Genomic DNA, 17,765 nt, shown 5'->3' on the forward strand with positions numbered 1-17,765 from the left:
TTTATGTTTTCAACAACTCCCCCTGCTACTCAGGTTTTGTGGCGCGATACTAACGGTGACGATTACCACACTGTGCCGAAACAGTTTGTCCAGCGTGGCGTTGCATACGCTTCCGAGCACCAGCGTAGTGGAGCTGATCGGAGGAATATTAGCGACAGACAGCTAGCCGTAATTCTAGGTTACTACAACGGTGAGTTATACCTTTGGGAACAGCTACATTCGATTTTTAACCAAACTCACCCCCCCTCTCACATTTTCATCTCTGATGACGGTTCTGACACCGGGCTGTGCTCGGAATCACTTGGGTATCATCGGCATTACCTAAAGAAAGTCAGCATCGGGATCAGGGCGGCGAATATCGGGTTCGCTAACAATTTCTTAAATGCTCTAAGCTACGTTGATGAGCCGTTCAGGTATTTTGCTTTTAGTGATCAGGATGATGTTTGGCACTCTGACAAACTTGAAAAGGCTCTAGATAGTCTGGAACAGTACCCCGAAGATAAACCTGCACTTTATTGTGCACGCACCCTTGTAACCGACGAAACCTGTAACGTTGTCAAAGGTATTTCGCCGTTATTTAGTAAACCACCGTCTTTTACAAATGCCCTTGTGCAGTCAATTGGCAGTGGCAATACGATGGTATTCAATAAGGCGGCGCGGGATCTTATCGTTGAATCATCATCAAACACAGAAGTCGTTTCCCACGACTGGTGGTGTTACCAGATCATTTCAGGTGCTGGTGGCATTGTTATTTATGACCAGGAACCTTGCCTGAGATACCGTCAGCACGCAAATAACCTGATTGGCGCAAACAAGGGCTGGAAAGCTCGATTCATTCGAGTCCTGGGTTTGTTACAAGGAAGATTCCGCAGCTGGAATGACATTAATCTTTCTGCGCTCGTTAAACACAGATCGCTACTCACACAGGAGAATCAAAATTATCTGGACAATATTATAATGGCCCGCCGCTCAAATTTTATTAAACGTTTCTTCTTGTTTTGTCGCTCAGGCATTTACCGTCAGACACTGTTCGGCAACCTCGGCCTGCTCTTGGGTGTCATTATTAATAAGGTCTAGGCTATGACGATACTAGTAACAGGCAGTGCTGGCTTTATTGGTGCCAATTTTGTCATTGATTGGCTTTCGGAAATGGATGAAACCGTCATCAGTCTTGATAAGCTGACCTACGTCGGCAATCTTAATAACTTCTCTGAAGTTGAAGAAGATGAACGCCATATTTTTGTGAATGGCGATATTGGCGACAGCATTCTGATCGATAGGTTACTGCGCATCTACAAACCTAAGGCGGTGATCAATTTTGCGGCAGAGTCTCACGTGGATAGGTCCATTCACGAGCCAGAAGCGTTCCTGCAAACCAACGTTATCGGTACTTTCAGACTGCTGGAACCCTCGCGGCGGTACTACAGCAAACTTAGCGACAAAGATAAACGTAACTTTCGCTTTCTGCATGTCTCAACTGATGAAGTGTATGGTTCATTAGACGCAGACTCTGCTGCGTCCGCGGTGACAGAAGGTTTCCAGTCAAATAACCCATACAGTGCCAGCAAAGCCTCTTCCGATCATTTGGTACGTGCTTATTATCACACCTACGATTTACCAGCACTGACAACCAACTGCTCTAATAACTATGGCCCCTATCAATTTCCCGAAAAATTGATACCACTGGTCACTCATAATGCCATGGCACATAAGCCATTACCAATCTACGGCGATGGCTTACAAATCCGTGACTGGCTCTATGTGGGTGACCACTGCAGAGCTATCCGGGTGGTATTGGATGAAGGCAGCTGTGGCGAGGTCTACAATATTGGCGGCCTAAATGAAAAAGCCAATATTGAAGTAGTTCGCTTGCTTTGTGACATCCTCAATGAGCTGCATCCTGTTAGCGGGAACGCATCTATCACCAGCTATCATGACTCAATCACCTTCGTGGAAGATCGCCCAGGTCACGACAGGCACTACGCTATTGATGCAAGCAAGATCGTAACCGAACTCGGTTGGCGTCCGGCCAAGACCTTTACAACGAGCATTCAAAAAACAGACGAGTGGTACCTGGATAATCAGGAATGGGTTGAACAAGTTATCAGCGGTGACTATCACCAGTGGTTCGAGAGGCAGTACGCGTGAAAATATTACTTCTTGGTGCCAATGGGCAATTGGGGCTTGAATTGAGCCGCACCTTACCTGCTCTGGGAGAAGTCATGGCGTGTAGTCATGCCGAATTGGACATCACCGACCAGTATTCAGTGATAGAGGTCATTCACAACTTCAAGCCCCATGTAATAGTCAATGCCGCTGCGTATTCTGCTGTCGACCAGGCAGAACGTGAACGCAATATAGCCTTCAAGGTTAATGCGAAGGCTACGGGCATTCTGGCGAAGGAAGCGGCCAAGCATGATATCTGGCTGATCTATTATTCAACAGATTATGTTTTTGATGGCTGTAAAACTCGGTCCTATACAGAAGCAGATTCGCCAGGGCCGATTAATATCTATGGCGAATCAAAGCTTGCAGGTGAACAGATCATTGCTGGCAGTGGCTGTTATCACCTTATCTTTCGCACCACCTGGGTGATCGGGAAGGATGGCAATAACTTTGCCAAAACCATTCTTCGTCTGGCCACCGAGAAAGACTCTTTAAGTATCATTAATGATCGGTTTGGCGTGCCAACCTCACCAGCATTAATCGCCCGGGTAACCATAATTGCAATCGAAGCGATAGCCACTACCAGGCATTGGCCGGTGCGGTTATACCACCTTGCTCCCCATGGAAAGACAACATGGTACGGTATAGCAAAAACACTGCTTCAGTTTGCCGAAGAGGCACAGCTCCGACTGACCGCTGGTGAAAGCAGTCTACAGCCCATTAAAACCACCGATTACCCCACACCCGCAAAGCGACCTGCCAATTCACGGCTGGATACCAGCAAACTTGAGCGTCATCTACCGTTTACTTTACCGCACTGGCAGAATGACTTTTTTATGGCTGCAGAAGACATCATCAAGAGCTACAAAAGAGCATGAGGCGAAAAGGCATTATTCTCGCTGGGGGCAATGGCACACGCCTTTACCCGGTCACACAAGTGGTTTCCAAACAACTATTGCCGGTGTTTGATAAGCCCATGGTCTACTACCCGCTATCAACCTTGATGCTTGCAGATATCCGAGAAGTGCTTGTCATTTCGACACCACAGGATGCACCTCGTTTCAGAGAGCTGTTAGGTGATGGCAGCCAATGGGGAATAAATATTGAGTATGCCCTACAGCCATCACCTGATGGTATAGCCCAGGCAATGATTATTGGTGAAGCATTTCTTGATGGCTCACCATCGGTATTGATTCTCGGCGATAATATTTTCTATGGCCATTCAATGGATGAAAAGCTGGCATCGGCCGATCAGCGCGAGGATGGTGCAACCGTTTTTGCATACCATGTCAACGACCCTGAGCGATACGGTGTCGCTGAATTTGATAAGGCCGGCAAGGTCATAAGCCTGGAAGAAAAGCCAGTAAACCCTAAATCAAACTATGCAGTTACCGGGTTGTATTTCTACGACGAAAATGCTCCCGACTATGCCAAAAAGATCAGGCCATCTGACCGTGGTGAGCTTGAGATTACCGACCTGAATAACATCTACCTTGAGAAAGATCAGCTTTCGCTGGAACGCATGAGCCGGGGATTTGCCTGGCTTGACGCAGGCACCCACGAAAGCCTGATTGAAGCCCATCAATTTGTGCAAACCATTGAACATCGGCAGGAATTAAAAATAGCCTGTCCTGAAGAGATCGCCTTTCGTCACAACTGGATAGACCAGAAACAGTTGGAAGCGCTTGCCCAACCCATGCTGAAAAATGGCTACGGTAAATATTTGATGCAAGTCATTCGGGAGGTTGACGATGAAAGTAACTGATACCCGATTGCCAGAGGTTAAGGTCATAGAACCGAGGGTATTTGAGGATGAGCGCGGCTTTTTCTTCGAAAGTTTCAATCAGCAGCGTTTTGAAGATTCGGTTGGTTGCAGCGTATCCTTTGTGCAAGACAACCACTCAAAATCCAATCAGGGTGTATTGCGAGGGCTGCATTACCAGTTACCACCCAAAGCACAGGGAAAGCTGGTTCGTGTCGTCCGAGGCGAAGTGTTTGATGTTGCCGTTGATATACGCCAGTCATCACCTACATTTGGGCAATGGGTTGGCGAGAAATTATCGGCTGAAAATAAAAAACAGCTTTGGATTCCGGCAGGTTTTGCCCATGGATTTTTAACGCTCTCAGAGGTGGCTGAGTTCCTCTATAAAACGACGGATGACTACGCACCGGAATATGAGCATTCTATTCGCTGGAATGATGTTTCAATCGGTATTGAGTGGCCATGCCTGTCACCAATCGTATCGAAAAAAGATCTTAAAGCAAATCAATTGAAAGATACTAAAAAGATATTTGAATGAACCCTCATGCATCATCTACCGAATTCAGCATCGTAGTTGCCTGATGAAAGAGAGTTAAATTTAAATGTATGATCAAGATGGATTAAAAAGTATTCATAATTGCGATTTCTTAGAGGATCCCTCATTCATAAATGCTTATGAGAGAGGGATCGCCGCAACCGGTCAAGATTACTGTTGGCATTGGCGTGTTCATATAGGCTTGTGGGCTGCCAGGTCTGCAATAAAACTAGATGGAGATTTTGTAGAGTGCGGTGTAAATGCAGGATTTCTTAGTTCATCTATTATGTACGACTTAGAATGGGACCAGCATAATAAAATTTTTTACCTATTGGATACATTCAATGGACTAGACGAAAGATACGTATCAGAAGCTGAGTTAAAGGATGGTATTCTTGATAAGAATAACAAACGGATAAAAGAAGGTTTTTACGTTACTTCTTCCAGATTGATAAAAGAAAATTTTTCTGAGTGGAAAAACGCTCGTATCATTGAAGGGTCAATACCCGATACTCTATCTGAAATTACGACTGATAAAATTGCTTTTGTTCATATTGATTTAAATTGCGCAACCCCCGAGGTGGAAGCATTAAATTATCTATGGAATAAGCTGCTTACAGGTGCCTTGGTTTTACTTGACGATTATGCTTATCATGGTTACCACCATCAAAAATATGCTATCGATAATTTTTCTGAAGAGAAAGGAGTTTATGTTGCTTCGCTCCCAACGGGTCAGGGGCTGCTGATCAAAACCTAGATTGATAGACTTATGAACCCTCACAAAGCGCTTCCTACTTCACTGTTTTTCCTTACCAGTACACTCTGGCAGCATCGGTACTTGATTAAGGAAATGGTTATCCGCGAAGTCGTTGGGCGTTACAGAGGGTCAATCTTTGGCTTAGCCTGGTCTTTTTTCAATCCACTGATGATGCTCGCTGTGTATACTTTTGTCTTTTCAGTTGTTTTCAAGGCACGCTGGGGTATTCAGGGGGCTGACAATACAGCTAATTTCGCGCTAATTCTATTCGTCGGTTTAATCATCCACTCTTTGTTTGCTGAGGTTCTTAATCGGGCACCATCACTTATTTTAAGTAATGCAAATTACGTAAAAAAAGTTGTTTTCCCTCTTGAGATACTGTCAATCGTCAGTCTTGGTGCTTCGTTATTCCATGCTTTGATCAGTATTGTCGTGCTACTTATAGCATTTGCTTTGCTAAACGGGATACCAACTTTGACGACTGTCTACGCACCGATCACTTTGTTCCCCTTATTGCCAATAACACTTGGCATAAGCTGGATAATAGCTTCACTTGGGGTTTATCTGCGTGATATTGGGCAAATGATCGGGATTGTCACTACCATGCTACTATTTCTTGCCCCTGTGTTTTATCCGATAACAGCCCTACCTGAGCCTTACCAACTGATCATGCATCTTAATCCGCTGACTTTTCCTATTGAACAAACCAGAGATGTTATCATTTTTGGTAAGTCGCCAAATTGGATGGGACAAGCTGTTTACATTTTGATTAGCATTGTACTCTGCTGGCTAGGTTTTTGGTGTTTTCAAAAAACACGGAAGGGATTTGCCGATGTTATCTAATGCAAACCGACAATTAAAATATAGTGATGCTGCAATTCGAGTTTCGAACCTAAGTAAAGTTTATCATATATATGGCCGCCCTGAGGATCGCCTAAAGCAATCTGTTATGCCGCGACTTCAGAGAAGGATTGGCCTGCAACCTAAGAAATATCATAATGAATTCTGGGCGTTAAAAGATATATCTTTCGAAGTAGAAAAGGGTAAAACCATTGGAATTATTGGCAGTAATGGGGCAGGTAAATCAACATTACTACAAATAATCTGTGGCACCTTGAGTCCGTCATTTGGATCTGTAGAAACAAGTGGGCGGGTTGCTGCGTTATTGGAATTAGGCTCAGGCTTTAATCCTGAGTTTACCGGGCGAGAAAATGTTTACATGAATGGTTCAATCCTGGGATTGACAAAGAAAGAAATTGATGAGCGTTTTAATGAAATTGAGAGTTTTGCTGAGATTGGTGACTTTATTGACCAGCAGGTTAAAATATACTCCAGTGGCATGTATGTACGTTTGGCTTTTGCTGTTATTGCCCACGTAGACGCTGAAATTCTAATAATAGATGAAGCTTTAGCCGTAGGTGATGCATTATTCACCCAGAAATGTATGCGATTTATTAGAAAATTTCAAAAAGAAGGAACATTGATTTTTGTTAGCCATGACACAGCAACTATTCAAAATTTATGTGAACAAGCAATCTGGTTATCAAGTGGTGAAATTAAGGCTTTGGGTACATCAAAATCTGTTACAGAAGATTATCTACATCATACGCTTCAAGGTAGTTATGGGGATAAATATAAACTTAACAAAATCAGAAAAAATGGAGTTCAGAATCAAAGGAGTCAATTAAGTCAAGATGATGAATTATTGTTTGCATGTAATTATAAAACAAAGAATCAGGTAGAAAATCGAATAGATACGGCAAGCGGCTGGCAAACCGGTAACGGAAAAATTATCGAAGTATTTATAGAGAACTTAAACACTAAGAATGAACGATCAAATCTATTCATGGGAGGAGAGAAAATCAGATTAAATATAGTAGCTGTTGCTAACAAGCCAATTGATAAGCCTATAATTGGTTTTATTTGGCGGGATCGCCTAGGTCAGGAACTGTTTGGTGAAAATACTCTACCAATAAGTACAACCAGTCCGATGAATTTGCAGGCAGGAGATTGCGTTACAGCTCAATTTGATTTTATTATGCCGATGCTTCCAAACGGTGAATACTCTGTCAATGTTGCTTTTTCAGATGGTACTTTATATGACCATGTACATCATCATTGGATCAACGATGCTCTGATCGTGACTGTTTCATCGAGTGAAGTGAGGTGGGGGCTTGTTGGCATTCGTTTCAAGCAAATCATTCTGGAAAGAAAGAATGGTTAATATGGCGAAAGTACTGTTATTAAAGATCCCGAAAATTAAAAGTTATGTTGAAAATGTTAGAATGCTTCGGGAAAATCTTAGAGATAAAGATAATGAATTGAATAATCTGCAGATTTTAATAGCTCGTTCACGTTCACCTGGACTGTTTACTCACGAAAATGATTTTGCTACCGAGCGTTTAATGGCTCATCCCGTTAAATCCTCAAATTTCTCCGTTAAGTTAGTCTCGCACGGACCCGAAATGAAAGAGAACAGGGTACGTGTAGCAGAGCGTTTATTGGCTGCCTACCACTTGGCACAGAACAATGCAGCAAACGCTCAAGTGCAAAGTGAAGGCGAAGATCTTTGGACTGCTTTGCTCAGATCAGAGTTGTCTGAAACGATCAAAATAATGGAAAAAGGAAGTGCTGAGAGTGTCGCCTACCACTTAATGGGTTTTGGGAAAAATTATTCATGGTTTGGCGGAATATCCACATCTATTGACGGATATAACTGCAATTTAAATCCAGATCAAATAGCTCTAACGTATCTGGACAAACTGGTTTGCTTAGCTGAATCAATTGGTGTGTTGAGCCTGGAGAATCCAGAGTCAGGTCCTTGGGGTGAGAATTTGACTACTGATATTGATACTATGATTAACGAAATTGAGCTGGAATTGCGAATAAATATAGCTCCTCCTCTAGGCATCATACATACCGACGGTATTTCGACACGGAAAGGTATCTTTCATTATCGGCATTTAAATGCACTATACATGGCAATGCGAATAAATAGCATAAATCCGTCAAAAGATGCCGTAGCAGAAATAGGTGGAGGCCTTGGTCTGACTGCAATGTATGCGTACCGCTTCGGATGTAAGTCATATACTATATTTGACCTACCAATCACGTGTACTTTCATTGGTCACTACCTCATTCATGCCTTGGGTGAAGACAAGGTAACACTATATGGAGAACCTTATACAGGTAAGGGTGTCAGAGTTTTACCTTATTGGGAATTTTACAATGCTCCATCGAAAAGCGTGGCTGTCACTATCAGTCAAGACTCACTTCCTGAAATATCTGATAATCTCGTATTTGGCTATCTTGAAGAAACAAAGCGGATAACGAAAGACTATTTTCTCAGTATTAATCATGAGGTTTTTTCACCTCGAACTGTCCACAACTTCGCAAAGAACATCAAAAATCTACATGCCCTTTACAGATTAAAAAGCTGGTTACGTGAAGGTTATGTTGAGGAGTGTTATAAAATACAATGATGACTTAATTTCAACTTTTGGAATGCATGATGAGTGGTTGCTTATAAATTAAAAATTTTTTCTGCCTATTTTAAGAAAGTTTGATGGTGTATTTCAGATATTAAATCCAATGTCTTTTGATTAAAATTTGAATATATAGATTAAACTAAAGCTTCATTCATCATTGTTTCAGGATTACATTATTGTATGGTTGCTAAATATACTAAGATATTTGAAAATCATAAAGGCTTTGCTTCAGACAAGTGGTCTTTATATTTAGAAAAGTATGAAGAGATTTTTAAACCTTATCGAACCAAAAGGATAAATCTCTTAGAAATAGGAGTACAAAATGGTGGTTCATTAGAAATATGGGCCAAGTACTTCTCTAATGCTAAAAAGATAATCGGTTGTGATATCGACCAAACTTGTTCATCACTTAAATACAATAATGGAAAGATACAAATAGTAATTGGCGATGTAACCGATAAGAATACAATCCATACGATTTCAAATATATGCCAAAAATTCAATATTATAATTGATGATGGAAGCCATAACTCAGATGATATTATAAAATCATTCGTCAACTACTTTAAAAATGTAGCTGACAATGGTATCTATGTGGTTGAGGATCTTCATTGTAGTTACTGGAAAGAGTACGGGGGAGGATTATTTCATCCATATTCGTCCATTTCCTTTTTCAAAGCTCTAGCTGATGTAATAAATTTTGAACATTGGGGAATCGTTTCCAAACCCACAAAAACTCTTGATAATATTCTTAATGAATATAATTGTGAAATTCCAGAACTTAGTCTTTCTTGTATACATTCTGTTGAATTTATTAATTCGATGTGCATTGTAAAAAAACGCCAAAAAAATAGAAATATACTTGGTAAACAGCGAGTTGCAGGTAAGATTGAAAATGTAAAAAAAGGTCATTTTTCCTTAGACGGAAATTTCATTGATCCTCCATGTCAATCAAACAACAAGTGGAATATATCATCAGATTCTAAGATTGCGACACTACAGGAAGAGATCTATCAGGGTAATGATAGAGTCGCAGAATTACAGGAAGAGATCTATCAGGGTAATGCTAGAATCGCAGAATTACAGGAAGAGATCTATCAGGGTAATGCTAGAATCGTAGAATTGCATGAAGAGACCTATCAGGGTAATACTAGAATCGGAAAATTACAGAAAGATATCTATCAGGGTAATGCTAGAATCGCAGAGTTGCAGGAAGCGATCTATGAGTGGGAAGCTAAAACCAATGAATATGCTAATTCATCGAGTTGGAAAGTTACTAAGCCATATAGATTTTTTGGAAGAATCGTCAGATCATATATTAAAAAATTTAATTTTCTTCAATCTCTGATATCCACATATGGTATTACTAATTTGATGGAGAAAATATACGTAACCTATTGTGACGCGGGACTCGATGGAATAATTTATCGAGCGAACAACATAAAATCACTTTATTCAACAACGGGTGCTCTACGCGAACCGTTTCAAAAAACGCATGAAGGCGTTGCAGGCCCGTTATATAAGCTCCAGAATCCGGATTTTAAATGCAATATGTTAATATCAGTGATTATCTGTATTTACAAAACGCCTCTGAAAATGCTAAAACAATCAATAGATTCTATCTTAAATCAGTCTTATAAAAACTGGGAGCTAATACTTGTAGACGACTGCTCAGAAAACAAGAAAATTACTAAAATAATTAGACATTTTCAAAAGAATGATTCAAGAATAAAAGTTATCATTCGTCCCGAGAATGGAAATATTTCAACTGCTAATAATACAGCGCTTAAACATGTTTCAGGACAATTTTTCACAGTCCTAGATCACGATGATACTTTACATCCTGATGCTCTTTATCATGCTGTAATTTCTATAGATCGTAATCCTAATGTTGATTACATTTATTCGGATGAAGATAAAATAACAAGAAATGGGAAAAAAAATTATGGACCTTTTTTCAAACCTGACTGGTCCCCTGAATACATTCTATCAATGATGTATACCTGCCATATGAGTATGTTTAGAACATCACTAGTAAAAGATCTTGGAGGTTATAATTCTGAGTTCGATGGTGCACAAGACTATGAGTTAGTACTACGTGTTATAAACCAAAGTATGAACATAGTGCACATTCCAATGGTACTCTATCATTGGAGAGTTTGGGAAAACTCAACTGCTGAAACAATTGACGCCAAACCAGAAAGCATTGGTAGAGCAAGAAAAGCAATCGAAAATCATTTAAATGAAAAAAAAGATAATTTTAGTATAAATGATTCGGAGTTTAAAGGTCATTTTAATATTGACTTCTACCCAAAAGAAGAGTCTCTGGTTTCAATTATAATTCCGACAGCTAATGGTGAGATAAAAATAAATGGTTGTTATGAAAAACACATAAATGCTGTTTGCGAAAGTATCTTTAGGCTTACAGAATATAAAAATTATGAAATAATTATTGTGCATAACGGTAATCTTGATAATTCACAGCTAGTTTGGCTTAAAAACTTTAGAAACATAAAACTATCGCATTATCAATCAGAGCAACTTAGTTTAGCTCAAAAAATCAATCAAGGATCTGCTGCTGCTGATGGTAAATATCTGGTCATTATGAATGATGATATAAGAGTAATCTCTTCTAATTGGTTAACCTTAATGCTAGGCATGGTGCAACGAGATGGCGTTGGAGTCGTTGGTCCTAAATTATTGTTTCCTGACAATACAATACAACATGCTGGGGTAGTTTTGTTAGGTGGGGTGCCTGGTCATGCTTATTATAAGTGGCCTGTAAATTCACAAGGTTATGCTTTAGGTGCTGCAGTAAATCGAAATTATTCGGCTGTCACTGGTGCTTGTTCAATTACTCCAAAAAAGCTTTTCAATATTTTAGGCGGTTACAGTAATCGGTACCCATTAAATTACAATGATGTGGATTACTGTTTGAGAGCTTCTAAGCTAGGCTATAGATCTGTTTATCTGGCAAACGTAGAACTTTACCACTATGAAGGAGTATCCAAGGAGGGTGGGCGTTCAGTTAAAAATTCAGAAATCTTGACTTTTTTAGAAGATTGGGGCGAAGAGTTTAAATTTGATCCTTATTACAATCCTTCCTTGAATCAAATGCAACCATATGTGTGATTTCATATGAAAGCCGTGATACTTGCCGGTGGTTTTGGTACTCGTATTTCCGAAGAAACCAATTTAAAACCAAAACCAATGATCAGAATTGGTGGGAAACCTATCTTATGGCACATAATGAAAATATATTCTGCGCATGGTGTTAATGAGTTCGTAATTTGCTGTGGCTATAAAGGATATTTAATCAAGGAATATTTTGCCAACTATTTTCTACACATGTCAGACGTTACTTTCGACATGAAATCTAATCAGATGAAAGTACACAGGCAAAATGCAGAGTCTTGGCTGGTAACACTTGTAGATACTGGAGAAAAAACACTTACCGGGGGTAGATTAAAGCGAATAGCAGAACATGTTATCAGAGAGGAGAGTTTTTGTTTTACATACGGCGATGGACTTTCAGACATTGATATAGCCAAGGAAATTTCATTTCATCAATCCCATGGTAAATTGGCAACAGTTGCTGCTGTCCAGCCGCCCGGACGTTTTGGAGCTCTTCAAACGGTAGGTTCTTGTGTGTGCGGCTTTTCAGAAAAACCTAGAGGCGATGGTTGCACAATAAATGGTGGTTTTTTCATTTTGTCCCCCAAATGTCTTGATTACATTCATGGCGATCAAACAACATGGGAGGAAGAGCCTTTAAAGACTTTGGCTGCTGACGGTGAGCTTATGTCATATGTTCACTCAGGTTTTTGGCAGCCAATGGATACTCTTCGCGAAAAAAAACTGCTAGAGGATCTCTGGGTTTCAGGCAAAGCACCCTGGAAGGTATGGCAGTGAACAGGTCATTCTGGTCTGGTAAAAGAGTCTTTTTAACAGGTCATACAGGATTTAAAGGTGGGTGGTTAACGCTTTGGTTATCGGAAATGGGTGCAAAAATATACGGCTATGCTCTAAAACCACCTACGAAACCAAACTTTTTCTACGCAACAAAACTAGAAAATTACTTGACAAGACATGAAATTGGTGATTTGCGTAATGCAGAAAAATTGACAACATCGGTTTGCAGTATAAAACCAGAAATAATTTTTCATCTGGCATCACAGCCTATTGTTCGACAGTCTTACATTGATCCGGTAGAAACATATAGCGTGAATGTACTTGGCACTGTCAATTTATTTCAAGCAGTTCGCAAGGCCGGGAGCGTAAAAGCGATTGTCAATGTTACTTCAGATAAGTGTTACGAAAACAGGGAGTGGGTCTGGCCCTACAGAGAAAATGAGCCTATGGGTGGTTTTGATCCCTATTCCAGTAGCAAAGCTTGTTCTGAACTTTTGACCGCAGCTTATCGGCGATCTTTTTTTCATCAACAAGGTATTCAAGTCGCAAGCGCAAGAGCCGGCAACGTGATTGGTGGTGGAGATTGGGCAATTGACAGGCTGATTCCTGATTTTTTTAGAGCCTTTGAGGCTGGTCATAGATTGACTGTTCGTTCGCCATACTCAATACGACCCTGGCAGCACGTGCTTGAGCCCCTTTGTGGCTACATCGTACTTGCTGAAGCCCTCTATAATGATTGTCAGGACATGGCTGAAGGCTGGAATTTTGGGCCTGATGAAGACGACGCTCGCTCTGTATCCTGGATAGTTGATTATTTAGGTCGCAAATATCCGGATACGAGCTGGGTATATGACACTACTCTTCAACCCCATGAAGCAGCAGTGCTCAAACTTGATACTTCCAAGGCAAAATCAAAGCTTAAGTGGTACCCTCGTTGGAATTTGACACAAGCCCTCGATATGACATCTGACTGGTACCTTGCCTGGAAGAATAACCAAAACATGCATAGGGCAAGCTTGCAGCAGATTCAAACCTATGAAGCCAGTTTGGCACGCCATGATGATGCCGCGTTTTGAAATACATTCTGTCGAAATTGATGGCTTGAAGGTTCTGCAAAGGAAACTGCTAGAGGATGGAAGAGGCTATTTTGAGAGGTTTTTCTGCTCTGAGGAATTAATGACAGTGCTATCTGGTAAATTCATCGCGCAAATAAATCATACTCTAACGAAATCCAGATACACCGTACGTGGGATGCACTTTCAATACCCACCAAACGCTGAAACAAAATTTATTAGCTGTATTCGAGGAGAGGTTTTTGATGTTGCTGTCGATGTTCGAATGGGTTCTCCTACATTTCTGAAATGGCATGGGGAAGTTTTGAGTGAGAGAAATCTGAAATCACTTGTCATCCCTGATGGATTTGCCCACGGTTTTCAAACATTATCAGAAAATTGCGAATTGCTTTATCTTCACACAGCATTGTATCAGCCAAAATCAGAGGGTGGCCTCAATCCGCTGGACAAAAAACTGGCAATTGACTGGCCGTATAATGTTGAGTCCATGTCGACCAGAGATTCTGGCCATCCCATGCTGGATGATAGTCAGTTTAAAGGTGTAAAACTTTGAAATGTCGGCATTGTAACTCCGACCTTGTCTTATCACTGGTTGATTTGGGTAGCTCACCTCCCTCAAACGCTTATTTGACGAATGTAAGCATAGAGGGGCCTGAAAAATGGTTTCCGTTGCGTGTTTTAGTGTGCGAAAAATGTTGGCTTGTACAGACAGAGGACTTTACAGATGCTGAGGACTTGTTTGACACAGAATATGCTTATTTCAGTAGTTTTTCTGACAGCTGGTTAGTGCATTCAAAGCAGTATGTGCATGACATGATTGATCGCTTCCGTTTAAATAGTGATAGCCATGTTGTTGAGGTGGCAGCCAATGATGGTTATCTGTTGCAGTATGTTAAAGAGGCTGGGATACCCTGTACCGGAATAGAGCCGACAGCGAGCACCGCCGATGCTGCTAGAAAAAGAGGTATTCCAGTTATTGAAGAATTCTTTGGAATCAGGCTGGCAAATGAACTTGTTCAAAAGGGGATACAAGCTGATTTAACCGTGGCAAACAACGTTCTTGCTCATGTGCCGGATATTAACGATTTCATTACAGGTTTTACATCTTTACTAAAACCTAAGGGTGTGGCTACATTTGAGTTTCCTCACTTTTTAAAACTGGTGAATTATAACCAGTTTGATACTATTTACCATGAGCACTTTTCATACTTGACCCTAACCACAGTAAGAAAAATATTTACACGATCAGGCCTTACTATTTTTGATGTTGAAGAATTATCTACTCATGGCGGTAGCCTGAGAGTATTCGTGCAACGCTCAGACACAGGTGTTGAATCAATTTCTGACAATGTTAATTCCTTGCTAACAATAGAAAATGAACATGGGATAAATAACAAGAAGTTCTATCAGGATTTTCAAAAAACAACAGACCGAGTAAAACATGAATTTTTATCATTTCTAATCAAGGCTAAGAGTGAAAACAAATCGGTTGCAGCATATGGTGCAGCAGCTAAGGGAAATACACTGTTAAATTATGCTGGTGTTCGAAAGGACTTATTGCCATTTGTTGTCGATCGCAACCCCAATAAACAGCGAAAATACATGCCAGGTAGTCGCATACCAATAGTTGAAGAGGATGTTTTAAATCATGTTAAGCCTGATTACATCATTATACTGCCTTGGAATTTACGCTCAGAAATAATGCACCAACTCTCTTATGTGCATAACTGGGGTTGTCAATTTGTTACAGCCATACCACGATTAACAATTTATTAGTTAAGGTAAGTAACATGTCAATACTTGATGAGTATTTCATGACATATCCTAAATCACAAAATGCGATAGATATATTTCATGGGGAATGGTCAAGCATAATACCCGGAGATATAAAAAGTAATGGCACTGCTGATCTTTTTAACGATGCCAGAATTGATCTTATTTGTAACAAAGTAGGCGGTTTGACTAATGCCAATATTCTGGAATTAGGACCATTGGAAGGTGGACACTCACACATGCTAACAAAAAAGTTAAAAGCAAGAAGCGTTACTGCAATTGAGGCAAACAGCAGAGCTTATCTTAAATGTTTAATTGTCAAAGAAATACTTGGAATGAACAACGTGTCTTACATGTTAGGGGATTTTGACCAATACTTAAATGACTGTAATATGTATGACCTGGTTTTAGCATGTGGTGTCATATATCACTGTAAGAACCCCATTGAAACAATAGTAAAAATATCTAATAAAACACAAAAAATTGGTATATGGTCTCACTATTTTAAAGAGAGTGAGGTGAGGTCTATTTATGGTGATAGATTCTCTTACGTTGCGGAGATAATGAATTTCAAGGGTTATACAGGCACTGTCTACAAACACAACTATTCAAAGGCACTCAACATACCTCGTTTTTGCGGAGGTGGTAACACATATACCTATTGGATGGATTTAGAGAGCTGGTTCAGCCTCTTCGATTCTCTGGGCTTTACGTTAGAGATTTTATCTGGTAGCGAAAATCATATTCATGGCCCAGAGTTCACTGCTATCGCCACTAAAAAGTAATGAGTAAAAAAATACTCATAACAGGTGCTACAGGTTTCATAGGTCGCTACTGTCTGAAACTGCTAAAGGACTCTAGTTTTGAAATACATGCTGCTACACGTCAAGAACGAGAAGATAATGAAATTTTTTGGCATAAGTGCAATTTGCTTGAGAAAGGGTCTGCAGTAAGGCTCATTCGTTTGGTACGACCAAGTTATCTTTTACACCTCGCTTGGAATGCAGAACCAAATGTGTTTTGGTCCACACCCGAGAACCTACAATGGCTTAGTGCCAGTCTTGAGCTTTTGCAGGCTTTTGCTGAACATGGTGGCCATCGTGTAGTAATAACGGGTACCTGCGCCGAATACGACTGGCGTTTTGGTTGGTGCTCAGAAGATATTACACCACTAAATCCAGGCACCCTCTACGGAACGTGTAAGAATGCATTACAAGATATATTGAGTTCTTACAGCCATGAGACAGCGATAAGTACTGCTTGGGGGCGTATTTTTTTCATTTTTGGACCCCACGAGCACCCGGCAAGGCTTATCTCATCAGTTACACTTTCACTATTAAGGGGTCAAATTGCCGCATGTAGCCAGGGTAACCAGGTGCGTGATTTTTTACATGTCGCAGACGTAGCCTCAGCTCTTGTCACTCTAACAACATCTGATCTACAAGGCCCTATCAATATTGCATCTGGAAGAGGAATATCAGTTAGGGAAATGGTCATCAATATAGGTACTTCTTTAGACCGCCTAGATTTAATTCAGTTTGGAAAAGTGCCAAATTCACCGACAGAGCCACCCCTTCTTATAGCCGATACACGCAGACTTAACGATGAATTAGGGTGGCAACCTTCCGAAACGTTTCAACAAAGGATAAAAGAAACAATTGATTGGTGGAAGCTGCAATTTTCATAATCAATCGATACAAATTCTAACTGACAATATTGACATTTAATTATCTTATTTTTCCTTGCTGAATATGAATATTAAGTCTGCGGGAGCATATTCGTTCAGCCAGTGTTTTCTGATGAGTAGCCATAACCAAAACCTGCCTTGTTAACAAAACTCATAAGTCGTTTATCAACGCGCTCCATAAAGTCGTTATCCCCTTCACTGATCCACTCATCTGTCAGCAATATTTCCGGTCTAACACCAGGGAAAAATCATAAAAACCCCTGAAACTATTGACCCGTAGCTTATATTTATTTTCTTCTTAATACTTCTATGGTCTTATACCTTTAAATCAGGATAAGGCCTCAGTATGAATGCTCACAATTTGATCTCACAACTCCCTATTATCAGTGAACGCCAAGCTTGGAAAGTCGGCCACAAGCTAACAGACATCCTTTTTCTGTCCATCTGTGCTGTCATTGTCGGCGCAGAAGACTGGGGTGAGTGAGTACCATCAGCCCAGAAGTGTTTAATTGACTGGATGCTGGCGGTCAAAGGCAATCAGGGTAAGCTTGAAAAGACCTTCGATCATCACTTCTCTTTGGAGAAGCTGAACCAATGGCAGAGTGACACATC

Annotated in this window: 16 protein-coding genes and 1 pseudogene; all 17 read left to right on the top strand. The window is 40.5% G+C overall.

Translation table 11 applies throughout. The annotated features are described in order from the left end of the window. Nucleotides 1-3: 3 nt before the first annotated feature. Nucleotides 4-1,077, top strand: a complete 1,074-nt coding sequence (locus KDK17_RS00130) for a glycosyltransferase (protein ID WP_257287062.1) — start codon at nt 4-6, stop codon at nt 1,075-1,077. 3 nt (nt 1,078-1,080) lie between these two features. Next, nucleotides 1,081-2,148 (top strand): dTDP-glucose 4,6-dehydratase, encoded by a 1,068-nt coding sequence (rfbB, locus tag KDK17_RS00135; RefSeq protein WP_257287063.1) that lies wholly within the window; start codon nt 1,081-1,083, stop codon nt 2,146-2,148. Beyond that, nucleotides 2,145-3,044 (top strand): dTDP-4-dehydrorhamnose reductase, encoded by a 900-nt coding sequence (gene rfbD / locus KDK17_RS00140; protein ID WP_257287064.1) that lies wholly within the window; start codon nt 2,145-2,147, stop codon nt 3,042-3,044. Before rfbB ends, rfbD begins: the two co-directional genes overlap by 4 nt. After that, the gene (rfbA, locus tag KDK17_RS00145) at nt 3,041-3,931 is read left to right on the top strand and encodes a glucose-1-phosphate thymidylyltransferase RfbA (RefSeq protein ID WP_257287065.1); all 891 of its coding nucleotides are present in this window, start codon (nt 3,041-3,043) and stop codon (nt 3,929-3,931) included. Before rfbD ends, rfbA begins: the two co-directional genes overlap by 4 nt. Beyond that, complete coding sequence (rfbC, locus tag KDK17_RS00150) at nt 3,918-4,466, top strand: dTDP-4-dehydrorhamnose 3,5-epimerase (protein WP_257287066.1); 549 nt, start codon at nt 3,918-3,920, stop codon at nt 4,464-4,466. The genes rfbA and rfbC overlap by 14 nt, the downstream gene beginning before the upstream one ends. A 64-nt stretch (nt 4,467-4,530) precedes the next feature. Then, the gene (locus KDK17_RS00155) at nt 4,531-5,220 is read left to right on the top strand and encodes a TylF/MycF family methyltransferase (RefSeq protein ID WP_257287067.1); all 690 of its coding nucleotides are present in this window, start codon (nt 4,531-4,533) and stop codon (nt 5,218-5,220) included. Nucleotides 5,221-5,301: 81 nt separating this feature from the next. Beyond that, the gene (locus tag KDK17_RS00160) at nt 5,302-6,063 is read left to right on the top strand and encodes an ABC transporter permease (RefSeq protein ID WP_257287068.1); all 762 of its coding nucleotides are present in this window, start codon (nt 5,302-5,304) and stop codon (nt 6,061-6,063) included. Then, nucleotides 6,053-7,444, top strand: a complete 1,392-nt coding sequence (locus tag KDK17_RS00165; protein WP_257287069.1) for an ABC transporter ATP-binding protein — start codon at nt 6,053-6,055, stop codon at nt 7,442-7,444. Before KDK17_RS00160 ends, KDK17_RS00165 begins: the two co-directional genes overlap by 11 nt. Nucleotide 7,445: 1 nt before the next feature. Then, entirely contained in the window at nt 7,446-8,702 is a 1,257-nt protein-coding gene (locus tag KDK17_RS00170; protein WP_257287070.1) for a hypothetical protein, read from the top strand. Between the two features lie 186 nt (nt 8,703-8,888). After that, nucleotides 8,889-11,840 (top strand): glycosyltransferase, encoded by a 2,952-nt coding sequence (locus KDK17_RS00175; protein ID WP_257287071.1) that lies wholly within the window; start codon nt 8,889-8,891, stop codon nt 11,838-11,840. 6 nt (nt 11,841-11,846) lie between these two features. After that, on the top strand, nt 11,847-12,620 hold the full coding sequence (gene rfbF, locus KDK17_RS00180) for a glucose-1-phosphate cytidylyltransferase (protein WP_257287072.1): 774 nt from the start codon (nt 11,847-11,849) through the stop codon (nt 12,618-12,620). Further along, on the top strand, nt 12,611-13,696 hold the full coding sequence (gene rfbG / locus KDK17_RS00185) for a CDP-glucose 4,6-dehydratase (protein WP_257287073.1): 1,086 nt from the start codon (nt 12,611-12,613) through the stop codon (nt 13,694-13,696). Before rfbF ends, rfbG begins: the two co-directional genes overlap by 10 nt. After that, nucleotides 13,683-14,246, top strand: a complete 564-nt coding sequence (locus KDK17_RS00190) for a dTDP-4-dehydrorhamnose 3,5-epimerase family protein (protein WP_257287077.1) — start codon at nt 13,683-13,685, stop codon at nt 14,244-14,246. Before rfbG ends, KDK17_RS00190 begins: the two co-directional genes overlap by 14 nt. Then, entirely contained in the window at nt 14,243-15,469 is a 1,227-nt protein-coding gene (locus KDK17_RS00195; RefSeq protein WP_257287074.1) for a class I SAM-dependent methyltransferase, read from the top strand. Before KDK17_RS00190 ends, KDK17_RS00195 begins: the two co-directional genes overlap by 4 nt. A gap of 14 nt (nt 15,470-15,483) precedes the next feature. Further along, the gene (locus KDK17_RS00200) at nt 15,484-16,251 is read left to right on the top strand and encodes a DUF1698 domain-containing protein (protein ID WP_257287075.1); all 768 of its coding nucleotides are present in this window, start codon (nt 15,484-15,486) and stop codon (nt 16,249-16,251) included. Then, nucleotides 16,251-17,153, top strand: a complete 903-nt coding sequence (locus KDK17_RS00205) for an NAD(P)-dependent oxidoreductase (protein ID WP_257287076.1) — start codon at nt 16,251-16,253, stop codon at nt 17,151-17,153. The genes KDK17_RS00200 and KDK17_RS00205 overlap by 1 nt, the downstream gene beginning before the upstream one ends. Before the next feature lie 346 nt (nt 17,154-17,499). After that, nucleotides 17,500-17,628 (top strand): annotated as a pseudogene (locus tag KDK17_RS00210) (transposase family protein); the annotation flags it as partial. Between the last annotated feature and the right edge of the window lie 137 nt (nt 17,629-17,765).

The sequence above is a fragment of the Endozoicomonas sp. SESOKO2 genome (assembly GCF_024606245.1).
In the GTDB taxonomy this organism is placed as follows: Bacteria; Pseudomonadota; Gammaproteobacteria; order Pseudomonadales; family Endozoicomonadaceae; genus Endozoicomonas_A.